Source organism: Pseudomonas sp. SDO5522_S412, assembly GCF_054071215.1.
This window is the reverse complement of sequence record NZ_JBSVWQ010000028.1, coordinates 22,758-49,427: the sequence shown is the minus strand read 5'-3', so window position 1 is coordinate 49,427 and position 26,670 is coordinate 22,758. Positions and strand designations below refer to the sequence as shown.

Here is a 26,670-nt window from a genome sequence, read left to right as displayed (position 1 = left end):
CATATACAGCGACTGACACACCGCTTTCGCGAGCAAGCCCGCTCCCACACAAGCACCACATTGAGCGACTAGCCGCGTTCGCGGGGAATCAGGCTCTGCAACTGCAACGCCAGGAAGTTGGCATCGAAGCCGAACGTATCCGGGTCTTTCAAACCGTTGGTTTTCTTCCACAGCCAGTCGTTTTTCCCCGGCAGCAATACCAGGGAAATGCTGCCGTAGCGGGCGGCGGTCAAGCCCATCACCGACAGCGAAATCAAACCGCCGGCGCCCATCACATCCGGCACGAACTCCACCGGTTTGCCGGCGATATGGATGGTCAGTTTCTCGGTCTTGAAGGTGGAGGTCTCCACCGGCACGCTGGGGCCGGAAGCCACGTACGCCTCGCGCTGCACTTCCAGCAAACCGACCGTCTTCACAGGCGCAAGCCACTGCTCGATCTGGCCGAACAACTCGCCGATCTTCTGCGCCCAATGGGCCGACTGCACTTCGAACTGCTGTTTCTTGTGGGCTTCGCTGTCGGCGTAATGACGCAGCATCTCGCCCAGTTGTTGTACATCGTCCATTGCCGTGTTCCTTGGGTGACCCATGTTGCGAGCCTTGATCATGGCAGATGCCGCACACCGGCGTATGACTAAAGCGCAGCGCGCGGGTAATGTGGTGCCCTCGCCCGTCCAATTCAGGAGCATCGCATGCGCACCATCGGCCTTATCGGCGGCATGAGCTGGGAGTCCAGCGCCGAGTATTACCGCATCATCAACCAGAACGTGCGCGACCAGCTCGGGCCGCTGCGCTCGGCACAACTGTTGATGTACAGCGTCGACTTCGGCCCGGTGGAGCAGGCCCAGCACGCCGGGCGCTGGGACGATGCGGCGCTGATCCTCGAAGACGCCGCCCGCCGCCTGCAAGCCGGGGGCGCCGAGTGCATCGTGCTGTGTACCAACACCATGCACCTGGTAGCGCCGCGGATTGAAGCGGCGGTGTCGATACCGTTTCTGCATATTGCAGACGCTGCCGGCGCGGCGGCCGTGGAAGCTGGCACCCTGAGCGTTGGCCTGCTGGGTACCGCGTTTACCATGGAGCAGGAGTTTCTCAAGTCACGCCTGGCGGCGCAGGGGCTGACCGTGCTGGTGCCGGACGCTGAAGAGCGCCAGGCCGTGCACCGGATCATTTACGAAGAGTTGTGCGTCGGGGTGATCAGCGACGCATCGCGCGAGGTGTACCAGCGGGTGATCGAGTCTTTGGCCGCCCGTGGCGCCCAGGCCATCATCCTCGGCTGTACGGAAATCAGCCTGTTGATCAAGCCGCAGCACAGCGACCTGCCCTTGCTGGACACCACCGAGCTGCATGCGCAGGCTGCGGTGGCGTTTGCGTTGCAGGACGACTAGGCCGGCTTGCGGATGCGCGCCATGGTCAGCGTGTCGACGAATGCGCCGTCACGCACGGCGTAGTCGCGCAGCAGGCCTTCGGTCTCGAAGCCGAACTTGTGGTACAGCCGGTGGGCGGCTTCGTTGTCGGCGTACACCGTGAGTTCCACCCGGTGCAGGTTCATCCAGTTATCCGCCACCTCCAGCGCCGCGCTCAGCAGCCGGGAGCCCACGCCCTTGCCCTGCCAGGCGGTGGCGACGCCCATGCCGAATGAACCGACGTGGCTTTGGCGCACGCGCAAATACTGTTCCAAACCCAGCTGGCCGATCACTTCACCGGCATGCAGCGCCACCAGCTGTAGCCGCCGCTCGTTGTCCTGCACCAGGCGTTTGCGCCAGGCCTCGACTGACTGGAAAGGCATTTGCAGCACCTGACGGCAGACAGCCGGGTCGTTGTAGAGCGCAGCGACGCCTTCAAGGTGGGCCTCGGTGAAGCGCGTGATAACGATCTTGGGTTCAGGTGTGTGCATGGTGTTTCGTCCTTTGAAAAACACGTGGCCGACCAGTGTAGGCGGCAAAGCCTCAGAATGGCGAGCCCTGCACTGCACTCATCGGGAATGCGAAGCCACCAATTTCCAGACCCGCGCGATGTCCGAGGCGCGCTCGCGCAACAGGCGCGGTGCCTCGCTGCAGGCCTGCTCCAGGGTAGTCGGGCCGGACGGCAAGGCGAACGCGGCATCCACGCCGTGGGCGTACATTTGCTCGTAGCCATCCCCCAATGTGCCGGCGATCACGATCACCGGCACGTTGTGCTGCCTGGCGATTCGCGCCACGCCAAACGGGGTCTTGCCGCGCAGGGTCTGGGCGTCGAACCTGCCTTCGCCGGTGATCACCAGGTCGGCGCCACGCACGGCTTGCTCAAGCCCAACAAGCTCTGCGACCACTTCAACACCCGCGCGAAACTGCGCGCCAAGGAACGCCTTGGCGGCGAAACCCAAGCCACCGGCGGCGCCGCTGCCGGGTTCGTCACGTACATCCTTGGGCAATACCTTGGCGCAGTGATCGGCGAAATGGCCGAGGGCCGCATCCAGTTGTTCGACTTGCTGGGGATTGGCGCCCTTTTGCGGGCCGAAAATCGCCGAGGCCCCGTGAGGACCGCATAAAGGGTTGTTCACGTCGGCGGCGATTTCGAAGCGCACTTCGTTCAGGCGGGGGTCCAGTTGTTCAAGGCTGATGCGCGACAGCTTGCCCAGCGCCAGGCCGCCAAGGGGCAGCGCTGCTCCCTCGGCATCAAACAACTGCACACCCAGGGCTAGCATCGCCCCGGCGCCGCCGTCGTTGGTGGCGCTGCCGCCAATGGCCAGGATGATGCGCTGGGCGCCGGCATCCAGGGCGGCGCGGATCAGTTCGCCGGTGCCGAAGGTGCTGCTGGAACACGCATCTCGCTGACCCGGTGGCACGAGTTGCAGGCCGCTGGCTTCGGCCATTTCGATGATTGCGGTGTGGCTCTCGGCCAACCAGCCCCAATGCGCGTCGACACTGCCGCCCAATGGCCCTTGCACACGGCTGGTGCGCAGCTCGCCCTGGCAGGCGGCGAGTACCGATTCCACCGTGCCCTCACCACCGTCCGCCATTGGGCACTTGATCAGCTCGGCGTCGGGCCACACGCTGGCCAACCCCTCGGCAATGGCATTCGCCACGCCCTCAGCACTCAGGCTGTCCTTGAACGAGTCGGGGGCGATGATGATTTTCATGGGCTTTCTCCGGTTTTTATAACGCCCATGCTGCCAGTTGGCACCGGCAATAACGCCGGTCCATTGCACAAGAGTGGCTGGGGTTTGTTGTTCATTTGGACAAAGCTTGCGGCAATAGCTGCACGCCCAGGTACAACGCGAGCATGCCGTCGAGGGTCAGCGGGTCGACGCCGCTCAGCTCGGCGATGCGTTCCATGCGGTAGCGCAGGCTGTTGCGGTGGATCCCCAGGGCATCGGCGCACGCCTGGCTTTGGCCGTCGTGGTCGCACCAACTGCGCAGGGTCGCCAGCAACTGGCCGTTGCTGTCCTTGGCCAGTACCTTGCGCAGCGGGTTGAGCAGTTCGTCGAGGGCGTCGTCGTTGCGGTGGCGCCAGAGCATGACCGGCAGGCGGTAGCGATTGAGGGTCAGCAACCGCGATTCGGGCAGCACATCACGGCCATAGGCGAGCAGGTCGCCGACCCGCCGGTAACAACGGCGCAGGCCGGCCAGCCCGTCCGCTTGCCCGCCGACGGCGACCCGCAGGATGTTCCAGCCCAGGCCGTCGAGCTTTTCCAGCAGGCGCGGGTTATCGACTTGCACCGACGCAGGCCGGCACCACAGCAGGGAAAACTGCGCGGAGCTGACGCACCAGCTGTCGGGGTAGCGCGAGGTCAGCCAGGCGCTCAAGGCCTCGGCCGACTGGCCGCTGCCCAGCTCGAACAGGTACGGCGTGCGCGCCAGCTGCGGCTTGAGGCCCAGTTGCTGGGCTTCATCCACCAGGCGCGGTGAATCACCGGTCTCGGCCAGCAGCAGTGCCAGCAGATCATCGCAGCGCTGGCGCCGCCATTGCTGCTCGGCTTGCTGGTGACGCTGGCTGACCAGCATTTCGGCGGTCATGCGCACCAGTTCGGCATAGGTGCGCAGCAATTCCGGCTCACCGGTAATGCCCAGCACGCCGATCAGGCGCTGGTCGTGCAGCAGCGGCAGGTTGATCCCGGGTTGCACGCCCTTGAGGTGCTTGGCGGTCTGGCCGTCGATCTCCACCACCCGCCCGTTGGCCAGCACCAACTGCGCGCCTTCGTGGCGGGTGTTGATCCGCTCGGGTTCGCCGCTGCCCAGTATCAGGCCCTGGCTGTCCATGACGTTGACGTTATAGGGCAGGATCGCCATCGTGCGATTGACGATATCCTGCGCCAGGTCATGATCCAGCTCGAACATGGGGCTAAATTCCTGAAAAAAACCGGTTGTTCATAGGCACAGCGCAAACCATGCTTCACTGTGCGCGAGCACAAAGACAGCACCCCTTGAGGTGGCCGAGACTCGTTGGGCGATCAACGTTACCCTCGCATCGCGAAAAATCATAATAAAGAGAGACTGCCATGTCACAGAGCGCCGCTGTTACCCAGGCCACCGATGACGATAAAAACGCCGTATACAAGCGCATCACCCTGCGCCTGATCCCCTTCATTTTCATCTGCTACCTGTTCAACTACCTCGACCGCGTCAACGTCGGCTTTGCCAAGTTGCAGATGCTCGACGACCTGAAATTCAGCGAGACCGTGTACGGCCTCGGTGCCGGGATCTTCTTTATCGGCTACGTGCTGTGCGGCGTGCCGAGCAACCTGGCGTTGACCAAATTCGGTCCACGGCTCTGGATTGCGCTGATGATGATCGTCTGGGGCGCCCTGTCCACCTGCCTGTTGTTCGTTACCACACCGACGCACTTCTACGGCTTGCGCCTGCTGACCGGCGCCGCTGAAGCCGGGTTCTTCCCGGGCGTGGTGCTGTACCTCTCGCAGTGGTTCCCGACCTTCCGCCGTGGGCGGATCATGGCGCTGTTCATGTCGGCGATTCCGGTATCCGGCCTGCTCGGCAGCCCGTTCTCCGGCTGGATCCTCAACCACTTCGCCGCCGGCCAGGGCGGGCTTGCGGGCTGGCAGTGGATGTTCCTGCTGCAAGGCGTGCCGACGGTGATCCTCGGCGCCCTCGCCTACTTCCTGCTCAGCGACAGCTTTGCCAACGCCAAGTGGCTCACGCCCCATGAGCGCGCGGTGCTGGAAGCCGACCAGGCGACCGACCTGGCCAACAAGCCGAAGACCACCAGCGACTCGCTGCTGGAAGTGTTCAAGAACCCGGCGATCTGGGCGTTCGGCCTGATCTACTTCTGCATCCAGAGCGGTGTGTACGCCATCAACTTCTGGCTGCCATCGATCATCAAGAACATGGGCTTCAGCGATAACCTGGTGATTGGCTGGTTGAGTGCGATCCCGTACCTGCTGGCGGCGGTGTTCATGCTGCTGGTGGGCCGCTCTGCCGACTTGCGCAAGGAGCGTCGCTGGCACCTGGTGGTGCCGATGCTGATGGGCGCGATCGGGCTGGTGATTGCGGTGAACTTTGCAACCACGCCGGCCATTGCGATCCTCGGCCTGACCATCGCCACCATGGGTGCCCTCACCGGCCTGCCGATGTTCTGGCCGGTGCCAACCGCGATGCTCAGCGCAGGTGCGGCAGCGGGTGGTCTGGCGTTGATCAACTCCATGGGCCAGATGGCGGGGTTCCTCAGCCCGTATATCGTCGGGTTTGTGAAAGATGCCACCGGGTCTACGGACCTGGCGCTGTACCTGCTGGCGGCGGTGATCGTCGCGGGCAGTGTGTTGGCGTTGCGCATGACGCGCACACTCAAGGCTTGAATCAGCGCTGACCGGTGCCGCGATATCGAGGGCGGCGCCGGTCATCTATCTGCTCATATAAAGGCGTGTTTTTATAGGCAAACAACTGCCTGACAGCCGTATTAACCTCTACGCCCATTCCAGGTAACAAATAGGCTACAACCTTTACCCAGCCTTTACTTTCGTACTCCATCATCCCGTCCGAAACCGCTGTCTGAAGCATATGCCCGGGGATATTATCAAGACCGGTTCGGTGCATACGTAGAGGACTTATCATGATCAGTCGACTCTCAAAAATGAAAGTAGCCATGTTGCTCATTGCCACCCTCGCCATCGCAGGGCAAGCAGAAGCCCGTGGAGGATATGGCTATGGCTGGGGTCACGGTTATGGGTACGGGCATGGCGGTGGTTGGGGCTGGGGTGGCCCGGCTTTACTGGGTGCGGTTGTCGGCGGTCTCGTAGTGGGTTCGGTGGTCGCCAACTCCCAGCCTCCGGTCTATGTGCAGCAGCAACCGGTTTACGTGCAACCGCAGCCGGTGTACATCCAACAGCCGCCACCGGTCTATTACCAGGCGCCGCCTCCAGGCTATTACTACCCGCCACAACCGGTTCCGGTGCCACGTTATTAAGCACGGCCCTATTACTGATAATGCAGGTCCCGCCTGAAAGCGGGACCTTTTTTATTCAGCTGCCTTTAGAGTAATCCGCCGCCGTCGACATCAATCACGCTACCGGTGATAAACCCGTTCTCCATCGCCAACACATACCCGGCAGCCACTTCTTCGGCCTGCCCCACGCGCCCCACCGGCAACGCCCCGCCCGCCTTGGCAAACATTGCCAGTCGCTGCTCATCGGACAACCCGGCATACGCCTCGGTGTCGATCACCCCCGGGCTGACCACATTGACCCGCCGTGGCGCCAGTTCCTTGGCCAGTTGCTTGCCCAGCGCTTCGGTCGCCGCATTGATGCCGGTCTTGATGAATTGCCCCGCAACCGTTTTGCGCCCCAACTGCCCCGACGTCAGGGTGATGCTGCCGCGCTCGGCGAGAAATGGCAGCGCCGACTGGATCGCCCGCAGCGAACCCCAGAGCTTCACGTTGAAGTTGTCTTGCGCCAGGTTCAGGTCGGTCTCGATCAGGGCCTTGGCCTGCACCGCAGGCCCTGCGGTGTAGACCAGATGGTCAAACGGCCCCACGGTTTCGAACAAGCGCTGTAATGAGGCTGCGTCGGTCACGTCCACCTGCTCGCTGCGCACCCCGTTCTCCACGGTTGAAGACAAGCGCCGCCCGGCCAGCACCACATGGGCACCGCGTGCCACGGCCTGCTTGGCCACCTCGGCACCGATGCCGCTGCTGCCGCCAATGACGATGATGGTTTTGCCGTTGAGGGGAGATGTCATGGGGAAATACCTGGCTGAGAAAATGAGCTTTCATCTTCCCAGCTTGGCAATCGTTGAAAAATCCCGGTAAAACGACAAGATCTTTAAAGGATTTTTACAAATGAGCTCAATCCTCGACCTTGAAGTGTTCGTGCGCACCGCCGACACCGGCAGCCTGTCGGCAGCCGCCCGCAGCCTCAGCCTGACCCCGGCCGCAGCGAGCATTGCCCTCAAGCGCCTGGAAACCCGCCTGGGCATCCGGCTGCTGGCGCGTTCCACCCGCAGCATGCGCCTGACCGAAGAAGGCCGGCGCTACCTCGACAGTGTGCGCGTGGCCCTGGAGGCGCTGTCGGAAGGCGAACAGGCGGTCAAGCAGCAAGGCCAGAGCCTGAGCGGGTTACTGCAATTGGCCGCGCCCTCGGATTTCGGGCGCAATGTGCTGCTGGGCTGGCTGGATGAGTTCAAGCTCGAACACCCGAACGTGCGCCTTCAGTTGCTGCTCAACGACAGCAATGCCGACCTGTTCCGCGAAACCGTCGACATCGCCCTGCGTTTCGGCGTACCACGGGACTCCAGCCTGGTCGCGTTGCCGGTGGTGCCCGACCACACGCGGGTGGCGTGCGCCAGCCCCGACTACCTCGCGCGCCACGGTACGCCACGCCTCCCCCAGGACCTGGCACAACACAGCACGCTGCGCTATATGCGCCAGGGTCGGGCGAACAACACCTGGTACTTTCGCCAGGGCGAGGTGCTGCAGGAAGTCGAGGTCGGCGGCGACTACCTCAGTGATGACGGCGAGATCGTGCGGCGCTGGGCATTGGCCGGGCACGGCATCGCCTATAAAGCGCGGCTGGATGTAGCCCGCGATATCAAGGCCGGGCGCCTGGTGCCGTTGCTCACCGATTGGCAAGGCGAACCGACCCCGTTCAATCTGATGTGCCCCCATCGGTTGCAGGTGTCGGAGCGGGTCAAGGTACTGCACCGCTTCCTGCAACTGCGCTGCGCCGAACTATTACCGCAATAACCATCGCGGGGCTTGTTCCAGAGCCTTGCTCTCTGGTATTGGATAGGGCCTGTCTCCCCCTTTTGAGGTGTTCACGATGATTTACCGCACACTGGGCCAGTCCGGGTTGAAGGTCAGCGCACTGACCCTGGGCAGCATGATGTTTGGCGAGCAGACCAACACCGAGGACTCGCTGCGCATCATCGACAAGGCCTGGGATCAAGGCATCAACTTTATCGACACCGCCGACGTCTACACCGGAGGGCGCTCCGAGGAAATCGTCGGCGAAGCCATCGCCCGCCAGCGCCAGGATTGGGTGCTGGCCTCGAAGGTCGGCATCGGCCCGGCGGATGGCCTGCCGAACCGCAGCGGCCTGAGTCGCAAGCGGATTTTCAATGCGCTGGAAGCCAGCCTGACGCGCCTCGACACCGATTACCTGGACATCTATTACCTGCACCGCGAAGACCACAACACGCCACTGGAAGTCACGATTTCAGCGATTGGCGACTTGATCCGCGAGGGCAAGATCCGCCACTGGGGCTTGTCCAACTACCGCGGCTGGCGGATCGCCGAAGTGATCCGCGTGGCCGAGCGCCTCGGGGTGGACAAACCGATCATCAGCCAGCCGCTGTACAACATCGTCAACCGTCAGGCCGAGGTGGAGCAGATCACCGCCGCCGCCGCGTATGGCCTGGGCGTGGTGCCTTACAGCCCGCTGGCCCGTGGCGTGCTCAGCGGCAAATATGCGCCGGACGTAACGCCTGAAGCCGGCAGCCGTGCCGGGCGCCAGGACAAGCGCATCCTGGAAACCGAATGGCGCGTTGAATCCCTGCGCATCGCCCAGCAGATCCAGCAATACACCCAGGGCCGTGGCGTGGGGATTGTCGAGTTCGCGATTGCCTGGGTCCTGAACAACTCGGCGGTCAGTTCGGCGATTGTCGGGCCGCGCACCGAGGCGCAGTGGGATGCCTACACCGGCGCGCTGGAGGTGAAGATCACGGCGGAGGACGAAGCATTCATCGACTCGCTGGTCACGCCAGGGCATGCGTCGACGCCAGGGTTCAATGATGTGAGCCACTTTGTGTCGGGGCGAGTTGCCCGGCCATAAGTCCCTTTTATGGGGGGAACTGAGAAATCCTCCCATAAACCGCTCCAAAACAGAGCAAACATCTCACCTCAAAAGCACTATATTCCCTCCCTGAAATCCCCCCTTCTTTTGTATCAATCGGCTTTCGTGAGGACAGTGTGTCTAAAGGTGTTGTGTTATCGGTCTTGGCCTCGGTGTTGTTTGCCGTGATGTATTACTTCACGTCGCTGCTTACGCCCTTGAGCGGCCTGGAGATCTTCGGCTGGCGCATGTTGTTGACGGTGCCCTGCATGACCGTGTTCATGATTGTCAGCGGCGAGTGGCGACGGGTGTGGGAACTGGTTCGGCTGGTTGCGGCCAAACCCGCGCTGATCGGCGGGGTCGTGGTGTCTTCGGCCCTGCTGGGGGTGCAGTTGTGGCTGTTCATGTGGGCGCCGCTCAACGGTCGCAGCCTGGATGTATCGCTGGGCTATTTCCTGCTGCCATTGACGATGGTGCTGACCGGTCGGCTGGTGTATGGCGAACAATTGTCACGCCTGCAAAAGATTGCGGTGTTCTTCGCCGGTGCTGGTGTGCTGAACGAGTTGTATCAGGTGGGCGGATTCTCCTGGGCAACCCTGGTAGTGATCATCGGCTACCCGGTTTACTTCGTACTGCGCAAACGCCTGAAGACCGACCACCTCGGCGGGCTGTGGCTCGATATGGCGCTGATGTTGCCGGTGGCATTGTGGTTCGTGCAAAGCGGCGAACAGGGTTTTGCCGTGCTCGACGCCCACAAGGGTTTGTACGCCTTGATCCCGATGCTGGGCTTGATCAGTGCCTCGGCGCTGGTGTGCTACATCGTCGCCAGCCGCTTGTTGGCCTTCAGCCTGTTCGGGCTGCTCAGCTATGTAGAACCGGTGCTGCTGCTCGGCGTGGCCTTGTTGTTGGGCGAAAGCATCAAGGCGGGGGAATGGCTGACGTATCTTCCGATCTGGCTCGCGGTGATGGTGCTGGTGTTTGAAGGCTTCAAGCATTTGGTGCGTCAGCAGAAGGCCTGACAGCGCTTTTTTTTGCTGCCATTTCGAGCATTACAGCCGTTTGTGACAACCCACCTCGGATGGCCCCGTAATACGGAATCCTGCCTTGGATTTCGTCGCCTATTTGGGTCAGTGCGGCGTCCATTTGCGCCTTTTCAACGCCAAACAGCTTACCGAGCCGGTTGCCATGGTTGAGTTCAAGCAAGGTGCCGGTGACGGGGTTCTTGACGATTTTTTCGATGGACTGCGCCACATCCGCAGGCACGCCCAGTGCGATCAAGGCCGTCCCAATGCCTGAACCCGGGTTCTTCAGTTGGCGGATGAACTCGTCGAACAGCCCCCATAAATCGTTGGCACCTACATTATCCAGGCTGACACTGACGACCGTTTTCAAGTATTGCTCTCGCGAGACAGGCGACAGCGGCTGGTCATTGTTCAGGCCGTTTTTCACAAAGTAGAAGTTGCCCTTGTTACCTCCTCCATGGAAGTTGCCGTAGGCATCGTACTGATAGAGTACGGTTTCTCCGTCCGGACGTGTGCCTGCGAAAGTCACCCGGCCATCACGGGTCTCAACTTTCAGGTAGGTCCCCGTCAGCCCGTTGACCGGTACCGGCGGCACGCTTGGGTGCTTGTCCAGGCGATTGAAAATATCGCCCTTTTCGTAGCCAAAAGGCCCGACCACGGCATTGATATCGCCTGCGGCGAAGCGCGTCATCGTGTCTTTTACCCGCTTTGTCTGATCGGCAGGCGCATTGCGGGAAAAATGCCCGGCAAATACATCCAACTTGTCAGGGTCGGTGGCGACCTCTTTGAGCCAGGCGTTCATTTCTCCAAGGTTATTGAATTCGAAGAACGAATTGCCCTCCACGTCAGGAATGTACAACAGGATATTCGTTCCGGTTTCAGAGGCGGGTACGCGTTTGACCACCAGAATGTCGCTCGACTGGATCCCGTCCACCGCGAACGTGCAGACCTGCGCGCCGACGGTTGATGAGGTACCCGGGGCCAATACGGCATTGGCCAGTTCGACGCCTGCGGCGGTCAGCTCGCCCTGCGCACTGCTCCATTCCACGTTCGAGGAAAACGTCACGCGGGCGACAGTGGCAGGACTTAATGGGGAGGGAACAGTTGGGGCCAAGGGACTGATGGCGGGTACGTCGTTGACGGCTGCTGCCTGATTCAAACCTGGAGGTGGACTACCGGTGTGCGTAATGACTGTCATACATGAACCTCAACTGGGCATATGACACTGAGTAACGCTGGCAGTGAATTCCGTTCCTGGCCGCTAGCAACCGCCTATGTCCCGATGTTTCTGCCGGGCAACAAAAAGCCCGGCCAGGTGCAATCCCGGTCGGGCTTTTTTGTGTATCGCCCAGGCGATCAGTCAGCGGTCAACACACCACGACGCACTTGGTCGCGCTCGATGGATTCGAACAGCGCCTTGAAGTTGCCTTCACCAAAGCCGTCGTCACCCTTACGCTGGATGAACTCGAAGAACACCGGGCCCATCAGGGTTTCCGAGAAGATCTGCAGCAGCAGGCGCTTGTCCCCCGCCACTGACGAGCCGTCCAGCAGGATGCCCCGTGCCTGCAGTTGATCCACCGGCTCGCCGTGGTTCGGCAGGCGGCCTTCGAGCATCTCGTAGTAGGTGTCTGGCGGCGCGGTCATGAAGCGCATGCCGATCTTCTTCAACGCATCCCAGGTCTTGACCAGGTCATCGGTGAGGAAGGCAACGTGCTGGATGCCCTCGCCGTTGAACTGCATCAGGAACTCTTCGATCTGCCCGGCACCCTTGGACGATTCTTCGTTCAGCGGGATGCGGATCATGCCGTCCGGGGCGCTCATGGCCTTGGAGGTCAGGCCGGTGTATTCGCCCTTGATGTCGAAATAGCGCGCCTCACGGAAATTGAACAGCTTCTCGTAGAAGTTCGCCCAGTAGGCCATGCGGCCGCGGTACACGTTGTGGGTCAAGTGGTCGATGACCTTGAGGCCCGCGCCCACCGGGTTGCGCTCGACACCTTCGAGGTACACGAAGTCGATGTCATAGATCGAGCTGCCTTCACCAAAGCGGTCGATCAGGTACAGCGGCGCGCCGCCAATGCCCTTGATCGCCGGCAGGTTCAGCTCCATCGGGCCGGTTTCGATATGGATAGGCTGGGCGCCCAGTTCCAGGGCCCGGTTGTAGGCCTGTTGCGAGTCCTTGACGCGAAACGCCATGCCGCACACCGACGGGCCGTGCTCGGCCGCAAAGTAGGAGGCGATGCTGTTGGGTTCGTTGTTGAGGATCAGGTTGATCTCGCCCTGCCGGTACAGGTGTACGTTCTTGGAACGGTGGGTCGCGACCTTGGTGAAGCCCATGATCTCGAAGATCGGCTCCAGGGTGCCCGGGGTTGGCGATGCGAATTCGATGAACTCAAAGCCCATCAGGCCCATTGGGTTTTCGTACAGGTCTGCCATTTTCGGTGCCTCATCATCATTCTTGTAATTAACAAATGTTTATTTGCGAGCAAGGATGAGGTCAGCGGGTGGCGCACAGGAGATACCCCGCACGCTGCGGGCGAGGAAGTCACCAAAGATGAGGGGGGACCCGAGTAGCTTCATGGTTACATCAGTCTCTGACGGGCGAGGCTTGCGTTAGCGCAAGTCCTTATTCTTGTATGCGTAAATCGATTCTACACAGCGTAAACAGATTTGTCCGTACTCTTATCAAATCCCCATTGCCCTGGCCCGCGCAAGGGGTTTGTTGCACAGATAGATGCCCAGCAGGATGACCGCCCCACCCAGCAGCATCGGCACGGTCAGTTGCTCGCCAAGCAGCAATGCGCCGCAGATCACTGCCGTCAGCGGATTGAGGGCGATAAATACACCCGCACGGGTGGCGCCGATGCGGCGCAGGCCATCGTAGTAGCCGATGTAGGCCAGTGCCGAGCCCAGCACGCCCAGGTACAGCAAACTCATCAGTTGGGGCAGATCAATCCGGCCCAATGCGGCCACCGTTAGTCGGCCCGTCACCAGCGTGGTGATCGTCAGCATCAGCGTGCCCAGCAGGATCGACCAGGTCACGGTTTGCAACGGCCCCAGGCGCTGGTTGAGACCCCGGGAAAACAGCGAGTACACGCCCCACCCCACCACGCAGCCGAAAATCAGCAGGTCACCGACCCACGCATCTGCCGTGCCCTGCAGCAACTGCGGGTTGCGACTGACGATCACCAGCCCTGCGCCACCCAGGCACAGCGCGATCCCCACCAGCTTGAAGCAGCCCAGGCGTTCCTTGAACAGCAGCCACGAGGCCAGGCCAATCACTGCCGGGTTCAGCGCCACGATCAACGACGCCCGGGACGCATTGATGTAATGCAGGCCGTAGAAAAAACACAGGTTGTAGAAAAAGATCCCGAAAAAGCCCAGCACCATCAATTGCACCCATTGCGCGGTGGTCGGACGCACCAGGCGAATACGCGCGGCGCCCAGGAAGGCCAGCAGCGCCAGGCTGGCCAGTGCAAAGCGCACGGTCGCCGCCAACAGTGGGTCCAGGCCTGCCGCCAGATAGCGCCCGGCAACGAAGGTGCCGCCCCAGATCATGGTCACGGCCGCCAGCTTCAGATACGTCAGACGGTCAGGGCTCGGGTTCATCAGATTTCTACTCACAAGACACGGGATTGGCTTATTGTTGGGCTAATCCCCGATCATCGTAAAATGAGTAAATACTCATGACCCTTACCCAACTGGAAATCTTTTCCCTGGTGGCCGAACTTCAAGGTTTCACCAGCGCCGCCAATCGCCTGGGCATCAGCCAATCGGCGGTGTCCCATGCGATCAAATCCCTGGAGCAGGAACTGGGTGTGGAGTTGATCCGACGTCATCAGTCCCAGGTCGAACTCAGCGATATCGGCCAACAACTGCTGTTGCGCGCCCGGGCCATGCTCGGGTTGGCCAACACGCTGCAACAGGAAGCCGCCGATGCCCGCGGGATGAAGCGCGGCACGCTGCGCATCGGCTCGTTCGGGCCGACCTCATCGATTCGCCTGTTGCCCGCGATCCTGCAGCATTTTCGCGAGCAGCATCCGGGCATCGAGGTGCATGTCGACGAAGGCCCCGATCGCCAGGTGACGCAGTGGCTGGAAGAGCGGCGCGTCGACGTTGGGTTTGTGGTGCTGCCTGAAGAGCGCTTCGATACGTTCCCGTTGATTGAGGACCAACTGGTCGCGCTGCTGCCCTTGGGGCATCACTTGGGCCCGCAGCCAAGTGTCAGCCTGAAAGCACTGTGTGGTGAACCTTTTATCCTGACCCAGGCCGGTTCGGCCGAACTGGTCTCAAGGCTGTTCGTCGGTGCAGGGTTGCAGCCGGATGTGCGTTACCGCTGCTCACAGCTGCTCAGCACCCTGGACACCGTGCGCCGGGGCGACGGCGTGACCATTGTTGCCGAGTTGTCGCTGCCTGAATCCACGCAGGCGGATTACCTGATCAAACCGCTCAAGCCTGCCGTCAAACGCCAGGTGGGGCTGGCGGTACTGGACCGTCGGCAGTCCTCGCCGGCAACCCTGGCATTTATTCAACTGGCCACACGGTTGAAGCTTTATTGAACATGCACAGACGCCTGCCGCCATCTATCATGGCCAATACCGATACGCTTTGTTGGAAGGCCACCGAGGTTGTCCCGACCGCATTTGAGCGTCCTATTGCCCTCTCCCGCTACAGGCTGCGCAAATGCCACTGACCGTCAAAGGCCCCCGAAAGGCCTCCACTCGCCACCTGATCACCCTGCTCAGTGGCGCGCTGCCCGTTTTGCTGGGTGTGCTTATCCTGTATTGGCAAGCCGGGCGCACCCTCGAGCACAGCACCGCGCAAACCGCCCAGGAGGCCGTGCGCCAGTTTGACCTGATGCTCGACAACACCGCCCTCGCCGCCCAGGACCTGCTGCCACTGGCCGGCCATGAATGTGATAACCCGACTCAACTGAAGCTGCGGGAACAGGTCACCCGCCGGCCGTTCGTGCGCGCCACCACCTTGTCCTGGCAGCGCAACATCTATTGCAGCTCGTTGTTTGGTGGCAACTACCAGTCACCGGTCAACCCTGAGGACTACGTCGGCGGTCGTCTCTGGCTGATGAAAGGCAACCCGGTGACACCCGACACCGCATTGCTTGTTTATCGCCTCACCGAGGGAGACCGGGGGGCCTTTGCCTCCATCGATGGCTACCACCTGACAAACGCCTTGCGCCTGATCAGCCGATATACCGACCTGGTGTTGCAGGTGGGGCCTAACTGGCTGGCGGCGGATGGCAAGGTGCACAGCACAACGCTGCCGACATTTTCCGTCGCGCCTCATCATCTCGACTCCACACGGTATACCTACAGCGTGGAAGCCGGGATGCCGGAGGGTGAAACCTGGCGCTACATGCAGGCGCGGTATCCTGCACTGTTCGTTCTGGTGGTGTTTTTCGGCGTGCTGGCAGGCATCCTCGCCCACTGGCTGCAAAAGCGCTCATCGGCACCGACCCTGGAACTGCAACGGGCCCTGGGCGCCAATGAATTTGTGCCCTATTACCAGCCAGTGGTGCGTGGCGACAACATCCGGCAGTGGGCCGGCTGTGAAGTGCTGATGCGCTGGAATCATCCCAGGGAAGGCCTGGTGCGCCCGGACCTGTTCATTCCCCTGGCCGAACATTCGGGCCTGATCGTACCGATGACCCGCGCCCTGATGCGCCAGACCGCCGCACAGTTGGCGCCCCACACCGCGCAGTTTGCCGACAATTTCCACGTGGGCATCAACATTACCGCTCGCCATTGTCACGACCTGGAGCTGGTGGAGGACTGCCGGGAATTCCTCGCTGCCTTCCCGCCGGGCAAGGTGATCCTGGTCCTGGAGTTGACCGAGCGCGAGTTGATCGAACCCACGGATATCACCCGCCAGCTGTTCCAGGCGCTGCATGAAATGGGGGTAATGATCGCGATCGACGACTTTGGCACCGGCCACTCCAGCCTCGGTTATTTGCGCAACTTCAATGTCGATTACTTGAAGATAGATCAAAGCTTCGTGGCAATGATCGGTGTTGATGCACTCTCGCGGCATATACTCGACAGCATCATTGAACTGTCTGCCAAGCTGGACCTGGGCATCGTTGCCGAAGGCGTCGAAACACAAGAACAATGCGACTATCTGGCGGCCCAAGGCGTTGATTTCTTGCAGGGCTACCTGTTTGGCAAGCCTGTACCTTGCGACGAGTTCATTAGATTCCTGAACAGCCATTGAATAGCCAGCCACTTCAACGGAAATATTGTTATTTATACAAAAGACATGATTTACTCATGACTGATTAACTACTACAATTTTTCCTGCCTGTGCTGAATTGGCAGGAAGGCCACTTTCATTGAGTCGCCTTAAGGCTCTTGGCTTATCGCTTTGTTTGCAGTAGATATCAGCCAAATACACTATTGGAGTATAGATTTTGTCCAGACTCGCCGAATTTCGCGCAGCAGAAAAAGCCCTTCAAGAGCAGCTTGCCCAGCTGGAATCCCTGAAGAACGATGCTGGTTTGAAGAAAGAAATCGAATTCGAAGAAAAGCTGCAAGGGCTGATGAAGACCTACGGCAAAAGCCTGCGCGACATCATCTCCATCCTGGATCCTAACCCGGGCAAGTCCGGCGCTTCCGTCGCTGCCGCACCCAAACAGCGCCGTGCCCGCGTCGTCAAGGTTTACCACAACCCGCACACGGGTGAACTGATCGAAACCAAGGGCGGCAACCATCGCGGCCTGAAGGCGTGGAAAGAACAGTACGGCGCAGCCACAGTAGACTCCTGGCTTCGCGGCTAATGCTTTGCGGCTAGTACAAACGCACTAAGAAAAGCCCTGCACATGCAGGGCTTTTTTGTTTACAGGCATCGATAGTGAAACAAATCAGGACGCTGGCACTTTCAAAAACGAACTTTAAAAAACATTTCACTTTGTTCAAATCGACTTATTTGTCCCGATGCCTACAACGCTCAAAGTTTAAGGCTGTCACGCACCGAACTGACTTCATCCTTGCTTGATTCGTAAGCGTCGGCCTGGCCTGCGTATGAAAAAACATAGGCCTTATCGGTATCGACAGCCCCCACCAACGTTTGCGACAGCACATGCCGACCGTTCTCGGTGATTACACAGGTAGTTTCCAATGCCTCAAGCCGGCTCAATGTTGTGGGGTGCATCTTGGTGCACACACTTTGATAACCACCCTGGGCAAAGTCCTTCTGGATGGATTTGCGCATTTCCAGCAGCACACCTTGCAGGTTGACCGTATGCCCCGCTTCGATTGGCGTGCCCGTCAACTCCATGACCATCAAGGTCGCGCCATTCTCATCATTCTTTATGGCCCGCTGGCGGGACACCGCCGACGGTTGTGCCGGGGCCTGGTCGTCGGGCGCCACTTCCTCTACCTGCCAGCCGCTGGGCCAATGAATTTCCGGGTCAGCCGCCCATGCAGCGGTGCTGCCCAGCAACAGGCCCAGGGTACTCAACAACGGTGCGCGAAATCCGGTCATTACGAAAAACACTCAAGGTTCAAGCGACAAAGTTTGGGCCCCTGCACCCGCTGGCCGCAAGGGTTGCGTGACCTTTTTCATTTGGCGCAACCGGCAGGGCTGCGTATCATGGACCGGCTGCACGGATGCCAGCCGCAAGCCAAGGGATGCTCCAACCGGAGCCACGTTTGCCCCATTTTTCTCTGGAGGGCCCATGAGCCTGCACGAACTGAACACTTTCCCGGGCGTCACCGCCCAGCCTGACGCCGCCACCACGAACTTCGTATTCAACCACACCATGCTGCGGGTCAAGGACATCACCAAGTCGCTGGATTTCTACACCCGCGTACTGGGTTTTTCCCTGGTTGAAAAACGTGACTTCCCGGAAGCCGAATTCAGCCTGTACTTCCTGGCCCTGGTCGACAAGGCCCAGATCCCGGCCGACGCTGCCGCCCGCACCCAGTGGATGAAGTCGATCCCGGGCATCCTCGAACTGACCCACAACCACGGCACCGAAAACGACGCGGACTTTGCCTACCACAACGGCAACACCGACCCGCGTGGCTTTGGCCATATCTGCATCTCGGTGCCGGACATCGTTGCTGCCTGCGCGCGCTTTGAAGAACTGGGCTGCGACTTCCAGAAGCGCCTGAGTGACGGCCGCATGAAAAGCCTGGCCTTCGTGAAAGACCCGGATGCGTACTGGGTTGAAATCATTCAGCCAACGCCGCTGTAAGGTTCCGCCGGCAATAAAAAACCCCATGATCACTCATGGGGTTTTTCATTTCCGGGCCGGAATTTACGCCGGGGCGGAAGTGCGGATCAGGTGATCGAAAGCACTCAGGGAAGCCTTGGCGCCCTCGCCTACTGCAATCACGATCTGCTTGTACGGCACAGTCGTTACGTCGCCGGCGGCAAAAACGCCTGGCAGCGAAGTCTCACCACGTGCATCGACGATGATCTCGCCACGTGGAGTCAACTCCACAGTGCCTTTAAGCCAGTCGGTGTTGGGCAGCAAACCGATCTGTACAAAGATGCCTTCCAGGTCGATAGTCTTGAATTCGCCACTGTCGCGATCCTTGTAGGCCAGGCCGGTAACTTTCTGGCCATCACCCTTGACCTCACTGGTCAGCGCGCTGGTAATCACGTCAACGTTCGGCAGGCTGTACAGCTTGCGCTGCAACACGGCGTCGGCGCGCAACTTGCTGTCAAACTCAAGCAAGGTCACGTGGCTGACGATACCGGCCAGGTCGATGGCTGCTTCAACGCCGGAGTTACCGCCGCCGATCACCGCCACGCGCTTGCCCTTGAACAGCGGGCCGTCGCAGTGCGGGCAGAAGCACACGCCTTTGGCCTTGTATTCCTGCTCACCCGGTACACCCATTTCGCGCCAGCGGGCACCGGTGGCCAGGATCACGGTCTTGGACTTGAGGGTCGCACCGCTTTCGAAACGGATTTCGTGCAGCTCACCGTTGTTTTTCGCCGGGATCAGCGCAGTAGCACGCTGCAGGTTCATGATGTCCACGTCGTACTGACGCACGTGGGCCTCCAGGGCGCTGGCGAGTTTCGGCCCTTCGGTTTCCTGTACCGAGATAAAGTTCTCGATCGACATGGTGTCCAGCACCTGCCCGCCGAAGCGCTCGGCTGCAACACCGGTACGGATGCCTTTACGTGCAGCGTAGATAGCCGCTGCCGAACCCGCTGGGCCACCGCCGACGACAAGTACGTCGAACGCATCTTTGGCGCTGATTTTCTCGGCGGCTTTTTCGATACCGCTGGTGTCGAGCTTGGCGAGGATTTCTTCCAGGCCCATGCGGCCCTGGCCGAAGTTCACACCATTCAAGTAAACGCTGGGCACGGCCATGATCTGACGATCATCGACTTCAGCCTGGAACAGCGCACCGTCGATGGCGACGTGGCGGATGTTCGGGTTCAGTACTGCCATCAGGTTCAGCGCCTGGACCACGTCCGGGCAGTTCTGGCACGACAGCGAGAAGTAAGTCTCGAAGCTGAACTCGCCTTTAAGGGCGCGAATCTGTTCAATCACTTCGACACTGGCCTTCGAGGGGTGGCCGCCGACTTGCAGCAGCGCCAACACCAGCGAAGTGAATTCATGGCCCATTGGGATGCCGGCAAAACGCAGGCTGATATCGGCACCCGGGCGGTTGATGGAGAACGATGGCTTGCGCGCATCATTGCCATCGCTTTTCAGGGTAATCAGCGTCGAAAGGCTGGCTACATCCTGCAAGAGGGCAAGCATTTCCTGGGATTTCGCACCGTCATCGAGGGAGGCGACGATCTCGATCGGCTGGGTGACCCGTTCCAGGTATGACTTCAACTGAGCTTTAAGATTGGCGTCCAACATACGGGCGATTTCCTATTAATTCGGTTTATTGCAGACAAAAAAACGCCCGAGCGAATCTCGCCCGGGCGTTTCGAGGGCGGATGCAGCTTACTTAGGTGCGGTAACCCGCCCTTGGCATTTCACAGACTTAGATCTTGCCGACCAGGTCCAGGGACGGAGCCAGGGTGGCCTCGCCTTCTTTCCACTTGGCTGGGCAGACTTCGCCCGGGTGAGCAGCAACGTACTGGGCCGCCTTGATTTTGCGCAGCAGCTCGGAAGCGTCACGGCCAACGCCGCCATCGTTCAGTTCAACGATTTTGATCTGGCCTTCAGGGTTGATCACGAAGGTGCCACGGTCTGCCAGGCCAGCTTCTTCGATTAGCACGTCGAAGTTGCGGGAGATGGTCAGGGTCGGGTCGCCGATCATGGTGTACTGGATTTTGCCGATGGCTGGCGAGGTGTTGTGCCAGGCAGCGTGGGCAAAGTGGGTGTCGGTGGAAACGCTGTAGATTTCGACGCCCAGTTTCTGGAATTCGGCGTAGTTGTCAGCCAGGTCTTCCAGTTCGGTTGGGCAGACGAAGGTGAAGTCGGCTGGGTAGAAGAACACGACAGACCATTTGCCTTTCAGGTCAGCATCAGTCACGTCTACGAAGTTGCCGTTTTTGTAGGCGGTAGCTTTGAACGGTTTTACTTGGCTGTTGATGATAGGCATCGTTGACTCTCCGTCAGGTTTGTAGAAGGGCTTAGTAAGTTGATGAGGTGAATCCTACCCACTCTCCCGGCCGATGGCTCATTGGCAAACCTGATGCTGACGATTGGTTTTCACTATCAAGAGACTGTATTAATAGAAGAAACCTTGAATCACTCGAGGGATGCCCGGGTCATGCCGAGAAAGGGCGTCGCTTCAACATAGCGCATGGCCGATTTCATGTCTTTCCAGCCGACGTAAGTCATCAACGACTTCAAGTCCCAGCCACTGCGATGAGCCCAGGTAGCGAAGCCCCGGCGCAGGGAGTGGCTGGTGTACTGATCGGCCGCAATCCCGGCACGCTCCAGCGCCTGGCGCAACAGCGGGATCACGCTGTTGGCGTGCAAGCCCTCCTCGCCCAGGTTGCCCCAGCGATCAATGCCGCGAAACACCGGGCCGCGCACCAGCGCTGAAGCGCTGAGCCATTCGCTATAGGCCTGCACCGGGCACAGCCGCAACAGCGCCGGCGTCTGGTAAGTGCGGCCGATATTTTCCCGATCACTTTTGCTGCGCGGTAGATACAGGGTGATGCCCGAACCGGGCACCGCCTGCACGTGCTCGATATTCAACCGGCATAACTCATCGCTGCGAAAGCCACGCCAGAAACCCAGCAGGATCAACGCTGCGTCACGCTTGGTCCGCAGCCATCGGGGATGGTCTTCTGCGGCTCGGGCGTCGTGGCCTTCCTGTTCGAGGAACTGGATGACCTGCTCCAGGTGCTGCAGTTGCAATGGCTCTGCCTGCTTTTCCTGAGCCGGGTGCAGGGCACGAATGCCTTTCAGGACTTTGCGCACCACTGGCGCCTTGGTCGGATCAGGAAACCCCTGGCTGGTGTGCCACTGGGCCAGCGCCGATAAACGCAGCTTCAACGTGTTGACCGACAGCACGCCCGCATGCGCCACCAGATAGCGCGCCACGCTGTCACTGGTCGCCGGCAGGAATCCACCCCAATTCACCTCGAAATGCTCGATTGCCGCTCGATAGCTGCGGCGGGTGTTATCGCGGGTGGCCGCATTCAGATAACGGTCCAGCTCACTCATGCCTGTACTGCCATTGGCTGTTGTCCATTTCAAAACCTGTATCACACGGGATAATACGCCAATATCCCATCTGATAAATCATCAATTTCGGCTTTAAAACAATCGTGATATAGTACGTATATACATACTACGTACCACAGTACCAAATCGACGGAGACTCCATGGCTCGCGGCGGCATCAATAAAGCAGTAGTTCAAACGGCACGCCTGGCGATCCTTGCCCGTGGCGAAAACCCGAGCATCGATGCAGTACGCATCGAGATGGGCAATACCGGCTCGAAAACCACGATTCATCGCTATCTGAAGGAGCTGGAAGAAAGCGAAACCCGCCAGACCATCACCGAAGCGCCCATTGACGACGAATTGGGTGAACTGGTGGCGCGACTGGCCCAGCGCTTGAAGGAGAAGGCCCAGGAGCCTATCGACCTGGCCCTGGCGCAGTTCCAGCAACAGAAAACCGCCCTCCTCGCCCAGGTTGAGGAGCTGGAAGCGGCCCACTCCCAGCTCAAGCAGCAGTTCGATATCCAGTCCGCCGCCCTGGCCGATGAAAGCGCGGCCTTGCAAAGCACTCGCTCCAGCCTGCAAACCGAGCAAACCCGCAACGCCGGGCTAAGCCAGGCGTGCAGCGATTACGAGTTGCGGATCAACGACAAGGACGAGCAGATTCGCTCACTGGAAGAAAAGCACCTGCATGCCCGGGACGCCCTGGAGCATTACCGCAATGCGATCAAGGACCAGCGTGAGCAGGAACAGCGTCGCCATGAAGGCCAGTTGCAGCAGGTCCAGGCAGAGCTGCGCCAGGCCCAGCAGAGCGCGATGGTGCGCCAGGATGAAATCACTCAGTTGCACCGCGATAACGAGCGCCTGCTGATCGAGCATCGGGTGACCGTGAAGGAATTGAGCGCACTGCAGGAACAGGCTCGCCAGGACCGCGAACAGCAGCGTCAATTGAGCGAGCAAGTGAGTGTGATCGACAGCGAGCGTACCCTGTTGCAGGAGCGCTTGCGGGTTGCCCAACTGGAGAATCAGGCGCGCCAGGAAGCGCTGGCCGAGCATCAGAAGACCAACAAAACCCTGGAACTGGACCTGGTCAAGGCCCAGGCCAGTATTGATGCGCTGCGCCTGGCAGCCGTCGTTGCGACGGTGCCGGAAGCAACTACCGAGGGCTGATTACTGCGCCACTGGCGTGCGCATGGTGACGAACTCTTCCGCCGCCGTTGGGTGCACGCCGATGGTTTCATCGAAATGCTGCTTGGTCGCGCCCGCCTTGAGCGCGATCGCCAGGCCCTGCACGATCTCGCCAGCGTCGGGGCCGACCATGTGGCAACCCAGGACCTTGTCGGTCTCGGCGTCGACCACCAGCTTCATCAAGGTCTTTTCCTGGCAGTCGGTCAGGGTCAGTTTCATCGGCCGGAAGCGGCTTTCGAACACCTGCACCTTGTGCCCGTCTTCACGGGCCTGCTCTTCGCTGAGGCCCACGGTGCCGATATTCGGCAGGCTGAACACCGCCGTCGGGATCATCGCGTAGTCCACCGGACGATATTGCTCAGGCTTGAACAAGCGACGTGCCACGGCCATGCCTTCAGCCAGGGCCACTGGCGTCAGTTGCACGCGGCCGATCACATCACCAATCGCCAGGATCGACGGTTCGGCGGTCTGGTACAGCTCATCCACTTCGACAAAGCCGCGCTTGTCCAACTTGACGCCGGTGTTTTCCAGCCCCAGGTTATCGAGCATCGGGCGTCGGCCAGTGGCGTAGAACACGCAATCGGCTTCCAGCACGCGGCCATCTTTCAAGGTGGCCTTGAGGCTGCCATCGGCCTGTTTATCGATACGCTCGATGTCGGCGTTGAACTGCAGGTCCAGGCCACGCTTGGTCAGCTCCTCCTTCAAGTGCGTACGCACCGAGCCGTCAAAACCGCGCAGGAACAGGTCGCCGCGATACAGCAGCGAAGTCTGTGCGCCCAGGCCATGGAAAATCCCGGCGAACTCGACGGCGATATAGCCACCGCCGACTACCAGCACACGCTTGGGCAGCTCCTTGAGGAAAAACGCCTCATTGGAGCCAATGGCGTGCTCGCGCCCCGGGATGTCCGGGATCTGCGGCCAGCCACCGGTGGCCACCAGAATGTGCTTGGCAGTAAAACGCTCGCCGTTGATTTCTACCTGGTGCGGGTCCACCAGCCGCGCATGCCCTTCGTGCAGGGTCACGCCGCTGTTGACCAGCAGGTTGCGGTAGATGCCATTGAGACGGTTGATTTCACGATCCTTGTTGGCGATCAGGGTCGCCCAATCGAAATTCGCTTCACCCAGGGACCAGCCAAAACCGCTGGCCTGCTCGAAGTCTTCGGCGAAATGCGCGCCGTATACCAACAGTTTCTTCGGTACGCAGCCCACATTCACGCAGGTACCGCCCAGGTAGCGGCTTTCAGCCACCGCCACTTTGGCGCCAAAACCCGCAGCGAATCGTGCAGCGCGCACACCGCCGGAACCGGCACCAATTACATAAAGGTCAAAATCGTAGGCCATTTCACTCTCCTCGGCAGGACAACAGCATACCTGCTGCCGCGCCAGAGGTCAGCGCCTTACCAGCGATACGTCGCGCTGGCCTGCAACGAACGGGTTGCACCCCAGTAGCAAAGGAAACCGTTGCTGCAGTAGGCCAGGTATTCCTTGTTGAACAGGTTGCTGGCGTTGAGGGCCAGGCGCCAGTTCTGCACGTCATAGTGCGCCGCGGCATCAAACAGCGTGCGCGATGACACCTCCAGCGTGTTGTCGGCGCTGCCGTAGCTCGGCCCGAAGTAGCGCGCACCCGCCGCGAAACCGACGCCCTGCAGCGGGCCGTCGTGGAAGGTGTAGTCCGCCCACAGCGAGGCACTCTTGCCCGGGATGCCGGTCGGGTGTTCGCCCTGGTCGCCGTCATTGGATTTGAGGATGCGCTGGTCCATCCAGGTGTAAAAACCGATCAGGCTGAGGTTCGAGGTGACCTCGGCATGGGCTTCCAGCTCGATGCCGCGGGAGCGGATTTCGCCTTTCTGGGTGGCAAAATTGGGGTCGACATCGTCGGTGGTCAGGACGTTTTGCTGACGCAGGTCGAACACTGCCGCGCTGTACAGGCTGCGGGAGCCCACAGGCTGGTATTTAACGCCGGCTTCGTACTGCTTGCCGGTGGTCGGCACAAATGTCGCGCCCAGCCGGTCAGTGCCCAGTTGCGGCTGGAACGATTCGCTGTAGCTGACATACGGCGCAACGCCGTTATCAAACACGTAGCTCAGGCCCGAACGCCAGGTGAGTTTCTCGTCGTGCTGGCGCGTGTTGCTCAGGTTGGCGCCGGTCAACGCGCTGTCCTGATTGTCGTAGGTACGCGCCCAGTCTTGCCGCACACCGATCAGCCAGCGCCAATGGTCGAAGCTGAGCTGGTCCTGCAGGTACACGCCAAACTGGCTCTGGGTGGTGTATTGGTTGATGGACACCGGCACCCTCGGCAAGGCGCTGAAGTCGGGGTTGTAGATATTGATCGCACTCGGGAAATACTGACCGCCCCGGTTGATGGTCTGCAACAGCCGCTGGAAGTCCGCCCCCATCAGCACAGTGTGCTTGACCGGGCCGGTGCTGAAGTCGGACTGCAACTGGTTATCAAGGGCGAACTGGCCAAGGTGCTCATGATTGACGTTGGCCCACAGCGGCGCGGTGGCAAGGTTGGCGTCCAGCGGCCCGGTGAGGGAAGTCTGGTAGTAGTCGACGTCATCATGCATATAGCGCAGGTGCTGGCGAAAGCTCCAGGTGTCGTTGAACCGGTGGCTGAACGCGTAGCCCAGGGAAAACTGATTGCGCTTGAAGCGATCGCGGTCCGGGTCGCCCAGGTAATCATCGGGGCGCAAGCGCCCATTCGGGTTGTGCAGCGCGGTGCCATACGCGGGTACCGGGTTGAACAGCCCACCTTCCGGGTCGTATTGATAGTTGGCCAGCAGGGTCAGGCTGGTGTCGTCGTCGATGTTCCAGGTGATGGCCGGCGCGATGGCGATGCGCTGGTCCTTGATGTGATCGGTCTGGGTATCGGCCATGCGGCCCAGCCCGGTCAGCCGATAGGTCACATCGCCCTGCTCGTCCAGGCGCCCGCCAAAATCGAAGCCGGCCTGATAGCGGTTGTCATTGCCCACGCTCATTTGCAACACGTGCAGTGGCTCATCCGTCGGCCGCTTGCTCTGCATGTCCACCAGGCCGCCCGGCCCGCTCTGGCCGTACAGCACGGAAGCTGGCCCGCGCAGCACGTCGATGCGCTCCAGAAACCAAGGGTCGACCCGAGGCGTAGCGAACCAGGTCGTGCGATTGAGCTTGAGCCCGTCGAGGTAGGAGTCGGCATCGAAGCCGCGAATGCTCAACTGGTCAAACCGCAGGTCGTTATCCTGGGAGTAAACCCCTGGTGTGTAGCGCAATGCCTGGTCGACGGTTTGCGCCGCCTGGTCATCCATCTGCTGGCGGCTGACCACCGAGATCGATTGCGGCGTCTCCACGATCGGCGCGCCGGTTTTGGTGCCCACGGTGGTGTTGCGCGCCACATAGCCTGGCACCACGCCGTCTGCCGGCTCGGCCTCGGCGGCTGTCACCGCGGTGTCCTTCAACACGATGGGCGCGTCATCGGCCCACACAACAGGAGCAAGCGCCAACACCACCAGCGCCAGCCTGGAAAGGTAAAACGGAGGAGAAGACAACGCACCGGACATGACGATTCCTTGAAAAGTCTTTTTGTTAATCGTTCTTATTTAATATTGAATCGCGTTAAAGATC

26 protein-coding genes are annotated in these 26,670 nt (G+C 60.5%); 11 read left to right on the top strand and 15 right to left on the bottom strand.

Going from position 1 to position 26,670, the window contains the following annotated elements; all coding sequences use genetic code 11:
• Positions 1 to 68: 68 nt before the first annotated feature.
• Positions 69 to 563: a hypothetical protein gene (locus ACW9I6_RS09490; RefSeq protein WP_003212554.1), complete on the bottom strand. Its 495-nt coding sequence runs from the start codon at positions 561 to 563 to the stop codon at positions 69 to 71.
• A 126-nt stretch (positions 564 to 689) separates the two neighbouring features.
• Here ACW9I6_RS09490 and ACW9I6_RS09485 point away from each other — a divergent pair, with 126 nt between their 5' ends.
• Positions 690 to 1,385, top strand: a complete 696-nt coding sequence (locus ACW9I6_RS09485; RefSeq protein ID WP_003212555.1) for an aspartate/glutamate racemase family protein — start codon at positions 690 to 692, stop codon at positions 1,383 to 1,385.
• On the opposite strand, the gene ACW9I6_RS09480 is transcribed toward ACW9I6_RS09485, so the two are convergent.
• The 3 genes from ACW9I6_RS09480 to ACW9I6_RS09470 form a co-directional block, all read right to left on the bottom strand.
• Positions 1,382 to 1,894: a GNAT family N-acetyltransferase gene (locus ACW9I6_RS09480; protein WP_457339219.1), complete on the bottom strand. Its 513-nt coding sequence runs from the start codon at positions 1,892 to 1,894 to the stop codon at positions 1,382 to 1,384. The two genes, ACW9I6_RS09485 and ACW9I6_RS09480, sit on opposite strands and share 4 nt — an antisense overlap.
• A gap of 78 nt (positions 1,895 to 1,972) precedes the next feature.
• A complete protein-coding gene (locus ACW9I6_RS09475; protein WP_457339218.1) occupies positions 1,973 to 3,118 on the bottom strand; it encodes a glycerate kinase in 1,146 nt (381 codons plus the stop codon).
• 91 nt (positions 3,119 to 3,209) lie between these two features.
• On the bottom strand, positions 3,210 to 4,316 hold the full coding sequence (locus tag ACW9I6_RS09470; RefSeq protein ID WP_003212558.1) for a sugar diacid recognition domain-containing protein: 1,107 nt from the start codon (positions 4,314 to 4,316) through the stop codon (positions 3,210 to 3,212).
• 161 nt (positions 4,317 to 4,477) lie between these two features.
• On the opposite strand from ACW9I6_RS09470, the gene ACW9I6_RS09465 reads away from it, so the two are divergent.
• The gene (locus tag ACW9I6_RS09465; RefSeq protein WP_457339217.1) at positions 4,478 to 5,788 is read left to right on the top strand and encodes an MFS transporter; all 1,311 of its coding nucleotides are present in this window, start codon (positions 4,478 to 4,480) and stop codon (positions 5,786 to 5,788) included.
• Position 5,789: 1 nt separating this feature from the next.
• On the opposite strand, the gene ACW9I6_RS09460 is transcribed toward ACW9I6_RS09465, so the two are convergent.
• Entirely contained in the window at positions 5,790 to 6,077 is a 288-nt protein-coding gene (locus ACW9I6_RS09460; protein ID WP_087693889.1) for a hypothetical protein, read from the bottom strand.
• Here ACW9I6_RS09460 and ACW9I6_RS09455 point away from each other — a divergent pair.
• The gene (locus ACW9I6_RS09455) at positions 6,043 to 6,396 is read left to right on the top strand and encodes a hypothetical protein (protein WP_023658819.1); all 354 of its coding nucleotides are present in this window, start codon (positions 6,043 to 6,045) and stop codon (positions 6,394 to 6,396) included. The genes ACW9I6_RS09460 and ACW9I6_RS09455 overlap by 35 nt on opposite strands.
• A gap of 65 nt (positions 6,397 to 6,461) precedes the next feature.
• Here ACW9I6_RS09455 and ACW9I6_RS09450 read toward each other — a convergent pair whose 3' ends face one another.
• The gene (locus ACW9I6_RS09450; RefSeq protein WP_008432542.1) at positions 6,462 to 7,166 is read right to left on the bottom strand and encodes an SDR family oxidoreductase; all 705 of its coding nucleotides are present in this window, start codon (positions 7,164 to 7,166) and stop codon (positions 6,462 to 6,464) included.
• A gap of 100 nt (positions 7,167 to 7,266) precedes the next feature.
• Here ACW9I6_RS09450 and ACW9I6_RS09445 point away from each other — a divergent pair, with 100 nt between their 5' ends.
• From ACW9I6_RS09445 to rarD, 3 genes are all read left to right on the top strand, one after another.
• Positions 7,267 to 8,169 carry a LysR family transcriptional regulator gene (locus ACW9I6_RS09445; RefSeq protein ID WP_008432540.1) on the top strand — a complete coding sequence of 301 codons (903 nt, stop codon included), beginning with the start codon at positions 7,267 to 7,269 and terminating at the stop codon, positions 8,167 to 8,169.
• Between the two features lie 76 nt (positions 8,170 to 8,245).
• Complete coding sequence (locus ACW9I6_RS09440; RefSeq protein WP_008432538.1) at positions 8,246 to 9,256, top strand: aldo/keto reductase; 1,011 nt, start codon at positions 8,246 to 8,248, stop codon at positions 9,254 to 9,256.
• 137 nt (positions 9,257 to 9,393) lie between these two features.
• Positions 9,394 to 10,275: an EamA family transporter RarD gene (rarD, locus tag ACW9I6_RS09435; protein WP_177123024.1), complete on the top strand. Its 882-nt coding sequence runs from the start codon at positions 9,394 to 9,396 to the stop codon at positions 10,273 to 10,275.
• Here rarD and ACW9I6_RS09430 read toward each other — a convergent pair.
• The 3 genes from ACW9I6_RS09430 to ACW9I6_RS09420 all read right to left on the bottom strand — a co-directional run bounded on the left by ACW9I6_RS09430 (position 10,244) and on the right by ACW9I6_RS09420 (position 13,884).
• The gene (locus tag ACW9I6_RS09430; RefSeq protein ID WP_457339216.1) at positions 10,244 to 11,476 is read right to left on the bottom strand and encodes a dermonecrotic toxin domain-containing protein; all 1,233 of its coding nucleotides are present in this window, start codon (positions 11,474 to 11,476) and stop codon (positions 10,244 to 10,246) included. The two genes, rarD and ACW9I6_RS09430, sit on opposite strands and share 32 nt — an antisense overlap.
• A 158-nt stretch (positions 11,477 to 11,634) precedes the next feature.
• Positions 11,635 to 12,711: a 4-hydroxyphenylpyruvate dioxygenase gene (gene hppD / locus ACW9I6_RS09425; protein WP_003212566.1), complete on the bottom strand. Its 1,077-nt coding sequence runs from the start codon at positions 12,709 to 12,711 to the stop codon at positions 11,635 to 11,637.
• 249 nt (positions 12,712 to 12,960) lie between these two features.
• Positions 12,961 to 13,884, bottom strand: a complete 924-nt coding sequence (locus tag ACW9I6_RS09420; protein WP_307517991.1) for a DMT family transporter — start codon at positions 13,882 to 13,884, stop codon at positions 12,961 to 12,963.
• Positions 13,885 to 13,961: 77 nt separating this feature from the next.
• Between ACW9I6_RS09420 and ACW9I6_RS09415 the strand changes: the two genes are divergently transcribed.
• The 3 genes from ACW9I6_RS09415 to ACW9I6_RS09405 all read left to right on the top strand — a co-directional run bounded on the left by ACW9I6_RS09415 (position 13,962) and on the right by ACW9I6_RS09405 (position 17,065).
• Positions 13,962 to 14,834: a LysR family transcriptional regulator gene (locus tag ACW9I6_RS09415; RefSeq protein WP_457339215.1), complete on the top strand. Its 873-nt coding sequence runs from the start codon at positions 13,962 to 13,964 to the stop codon at positions 14,832 to 14,834.
• 124 nt (positions 14,835 to 14,958) lie between these two features.
• Positions 14,959 to 16,503 carry an EAL domain-containing protein gene (locus tag ACW9I6_RS09410; RefSeq protein ID WP_457339214.1) on the top strand — a complete coding sequence of 515 codons (1,545 nt, stop codon included), beginning with the start codon at positions 14,959 to 14,961 and terminating at the stop codon, positions 16,501 to 16,503.
• Positions 16,504 to 16,699: 196 nt separating this feature from the next.
• Positions 16,700 to 17,065: a histone-like nucleoid-structuring protein, MvaT/MvaU family gene (locus tag ACW9I6_RS09405; RefSeq protein ID WP_003212570.1), complete on the top strand. Its 366-nt coding sequence runs from the start codon at positions 16,700 to 16,702 to the stop codon at positions 17,063 to 17,065.
• 170 nt (positions 17,066 to 17,235) lie between these two features.
• Here ACW9I6_RS09405 and ACW9I6_RS09400 read toward each other — a convergent pair whose 3' ends face one another.
• Complete coding sequence (locus ACW9I6_RS09400; protein ID WP_008432526.1) at positions 17,236 to 17,772, bottom strand: DUF4946 domain-containing protein; 537 nt, start codon at positions 17,770 to 17,772, stop codon at positions 17,236 to 17,238.
• A 193-nt stretch (positions 17,773 to 17,965) separates the two neighbouring features.
• Between ACW9I6_RS09400 and gloA the strand changes: the two genes are divergently transcribed.
• Positions 17,966 to 18,487 carry a lactoylglutathione lyase gene (gloA, locus tag ACW9I6_RS09395; protein WP_008432524.1) on the top strand — a complete coding sequence of 174 codons (522 nt, stop codon included), beginning with the start codon at positions 17,966 to 17,968 and terminating at the stop codon, positions 18,485 to 18,487.
• A gap of 63 nt (positions 18,488 to 18,550) precedes the next feature.
• On the opposite strand, the gene ahpF is transcribed toward gloA, so the two are convergent.
• From ahpF to ACW9I6_RS09380, 3 genes are all read right to left on the bottom strand, one after another.
• On the bottom strand, positions 18,551 to 20,116 hold the full coding sequence (gene ahpF / locus ACW9I6_RS09390; RefSeq protein ID WP_003212573.1) for an alkyl hydroperoxide reductase subunit F: 1,566 nt from the start codon (positions 20,114 to 20,116) through the stop codon (positions 18,551 to 18,553).
• A 127-nt stretch (positions 20,117 to 20,243) separates the two neighbouring features.
• Positions 20,244 to 20,807, bottom strand: coding sequence for an alkyl hydroperoxide reductase subunit C (gene ahpC, locus ACW9I6_RS09385; RefSeq protein ID WP_003173835.1), 564 nt, complete (start codon positions 20,805 to 20,807; stop codon positions 20,244 to 20,246).
• 149 nt (positions 20,808 to 20,956) lie between these two features.
• A complete protein-coding gene (locus ACW9I6_RS09380; RefSeq protein WP_177027859.1) occupies positions 20,957 to 21,883 on the bottom strand; it encodes a site-specific integrase in 927 nt (308 codons plus the stop codon).
• Between the two features lie 161 nt (positions 21,884 to 22,044).
• Between ACW9I6_RS09380 and ACW9I6_RS09375 the strand changes: the two genes are divergently transcribed.
• The gene (locus ACW9I6_RS09375) at positions 22,045 to 23,052 is read left to right on the top strand and encodes a DNA-binding protein (protein ID WP_457339213.1); all 1,008 of its coding nucleotides are present in this window, start codon (positions 22,045 to 22,047) and stop codon (positions 23,050 to 23,052) included.
• On the opposite strand, the gene gorA is transcribed toward ACW9I6_RS09375, so the two are convergent.
• Both gorA and ACW9I6_RS09365 read right to left on the bottom strand, forming a co-directional pair.
• Positions 23,053 to 24,411 (bottom strand): glutathione-disulfide reductase, encoded by a 1,359-nt coding sequence (gene gorA / locus ACW9I6_RS09370; protein ID WP_102369015.1) that lies wholly within the window; start codon positions 24,409 to 24,411, stop codon positions 23,053 to 23,055. It lies immediately after the preceding gene.
• Between the two features lie 56 nt (positions 24,412 to 24,467).
• Entirely contained in the window at positions 24,468 to 26,606 is a 2,139-nt protein-coding gene (locus ACW9I6_RS09365; protein WP_134326572.1) for a TonB-dependent siderophore receptor, read from the bottom strand.
• Between the last annotated feature and the right edge of the window lie 64 nt (positions 26,607 to 26,670).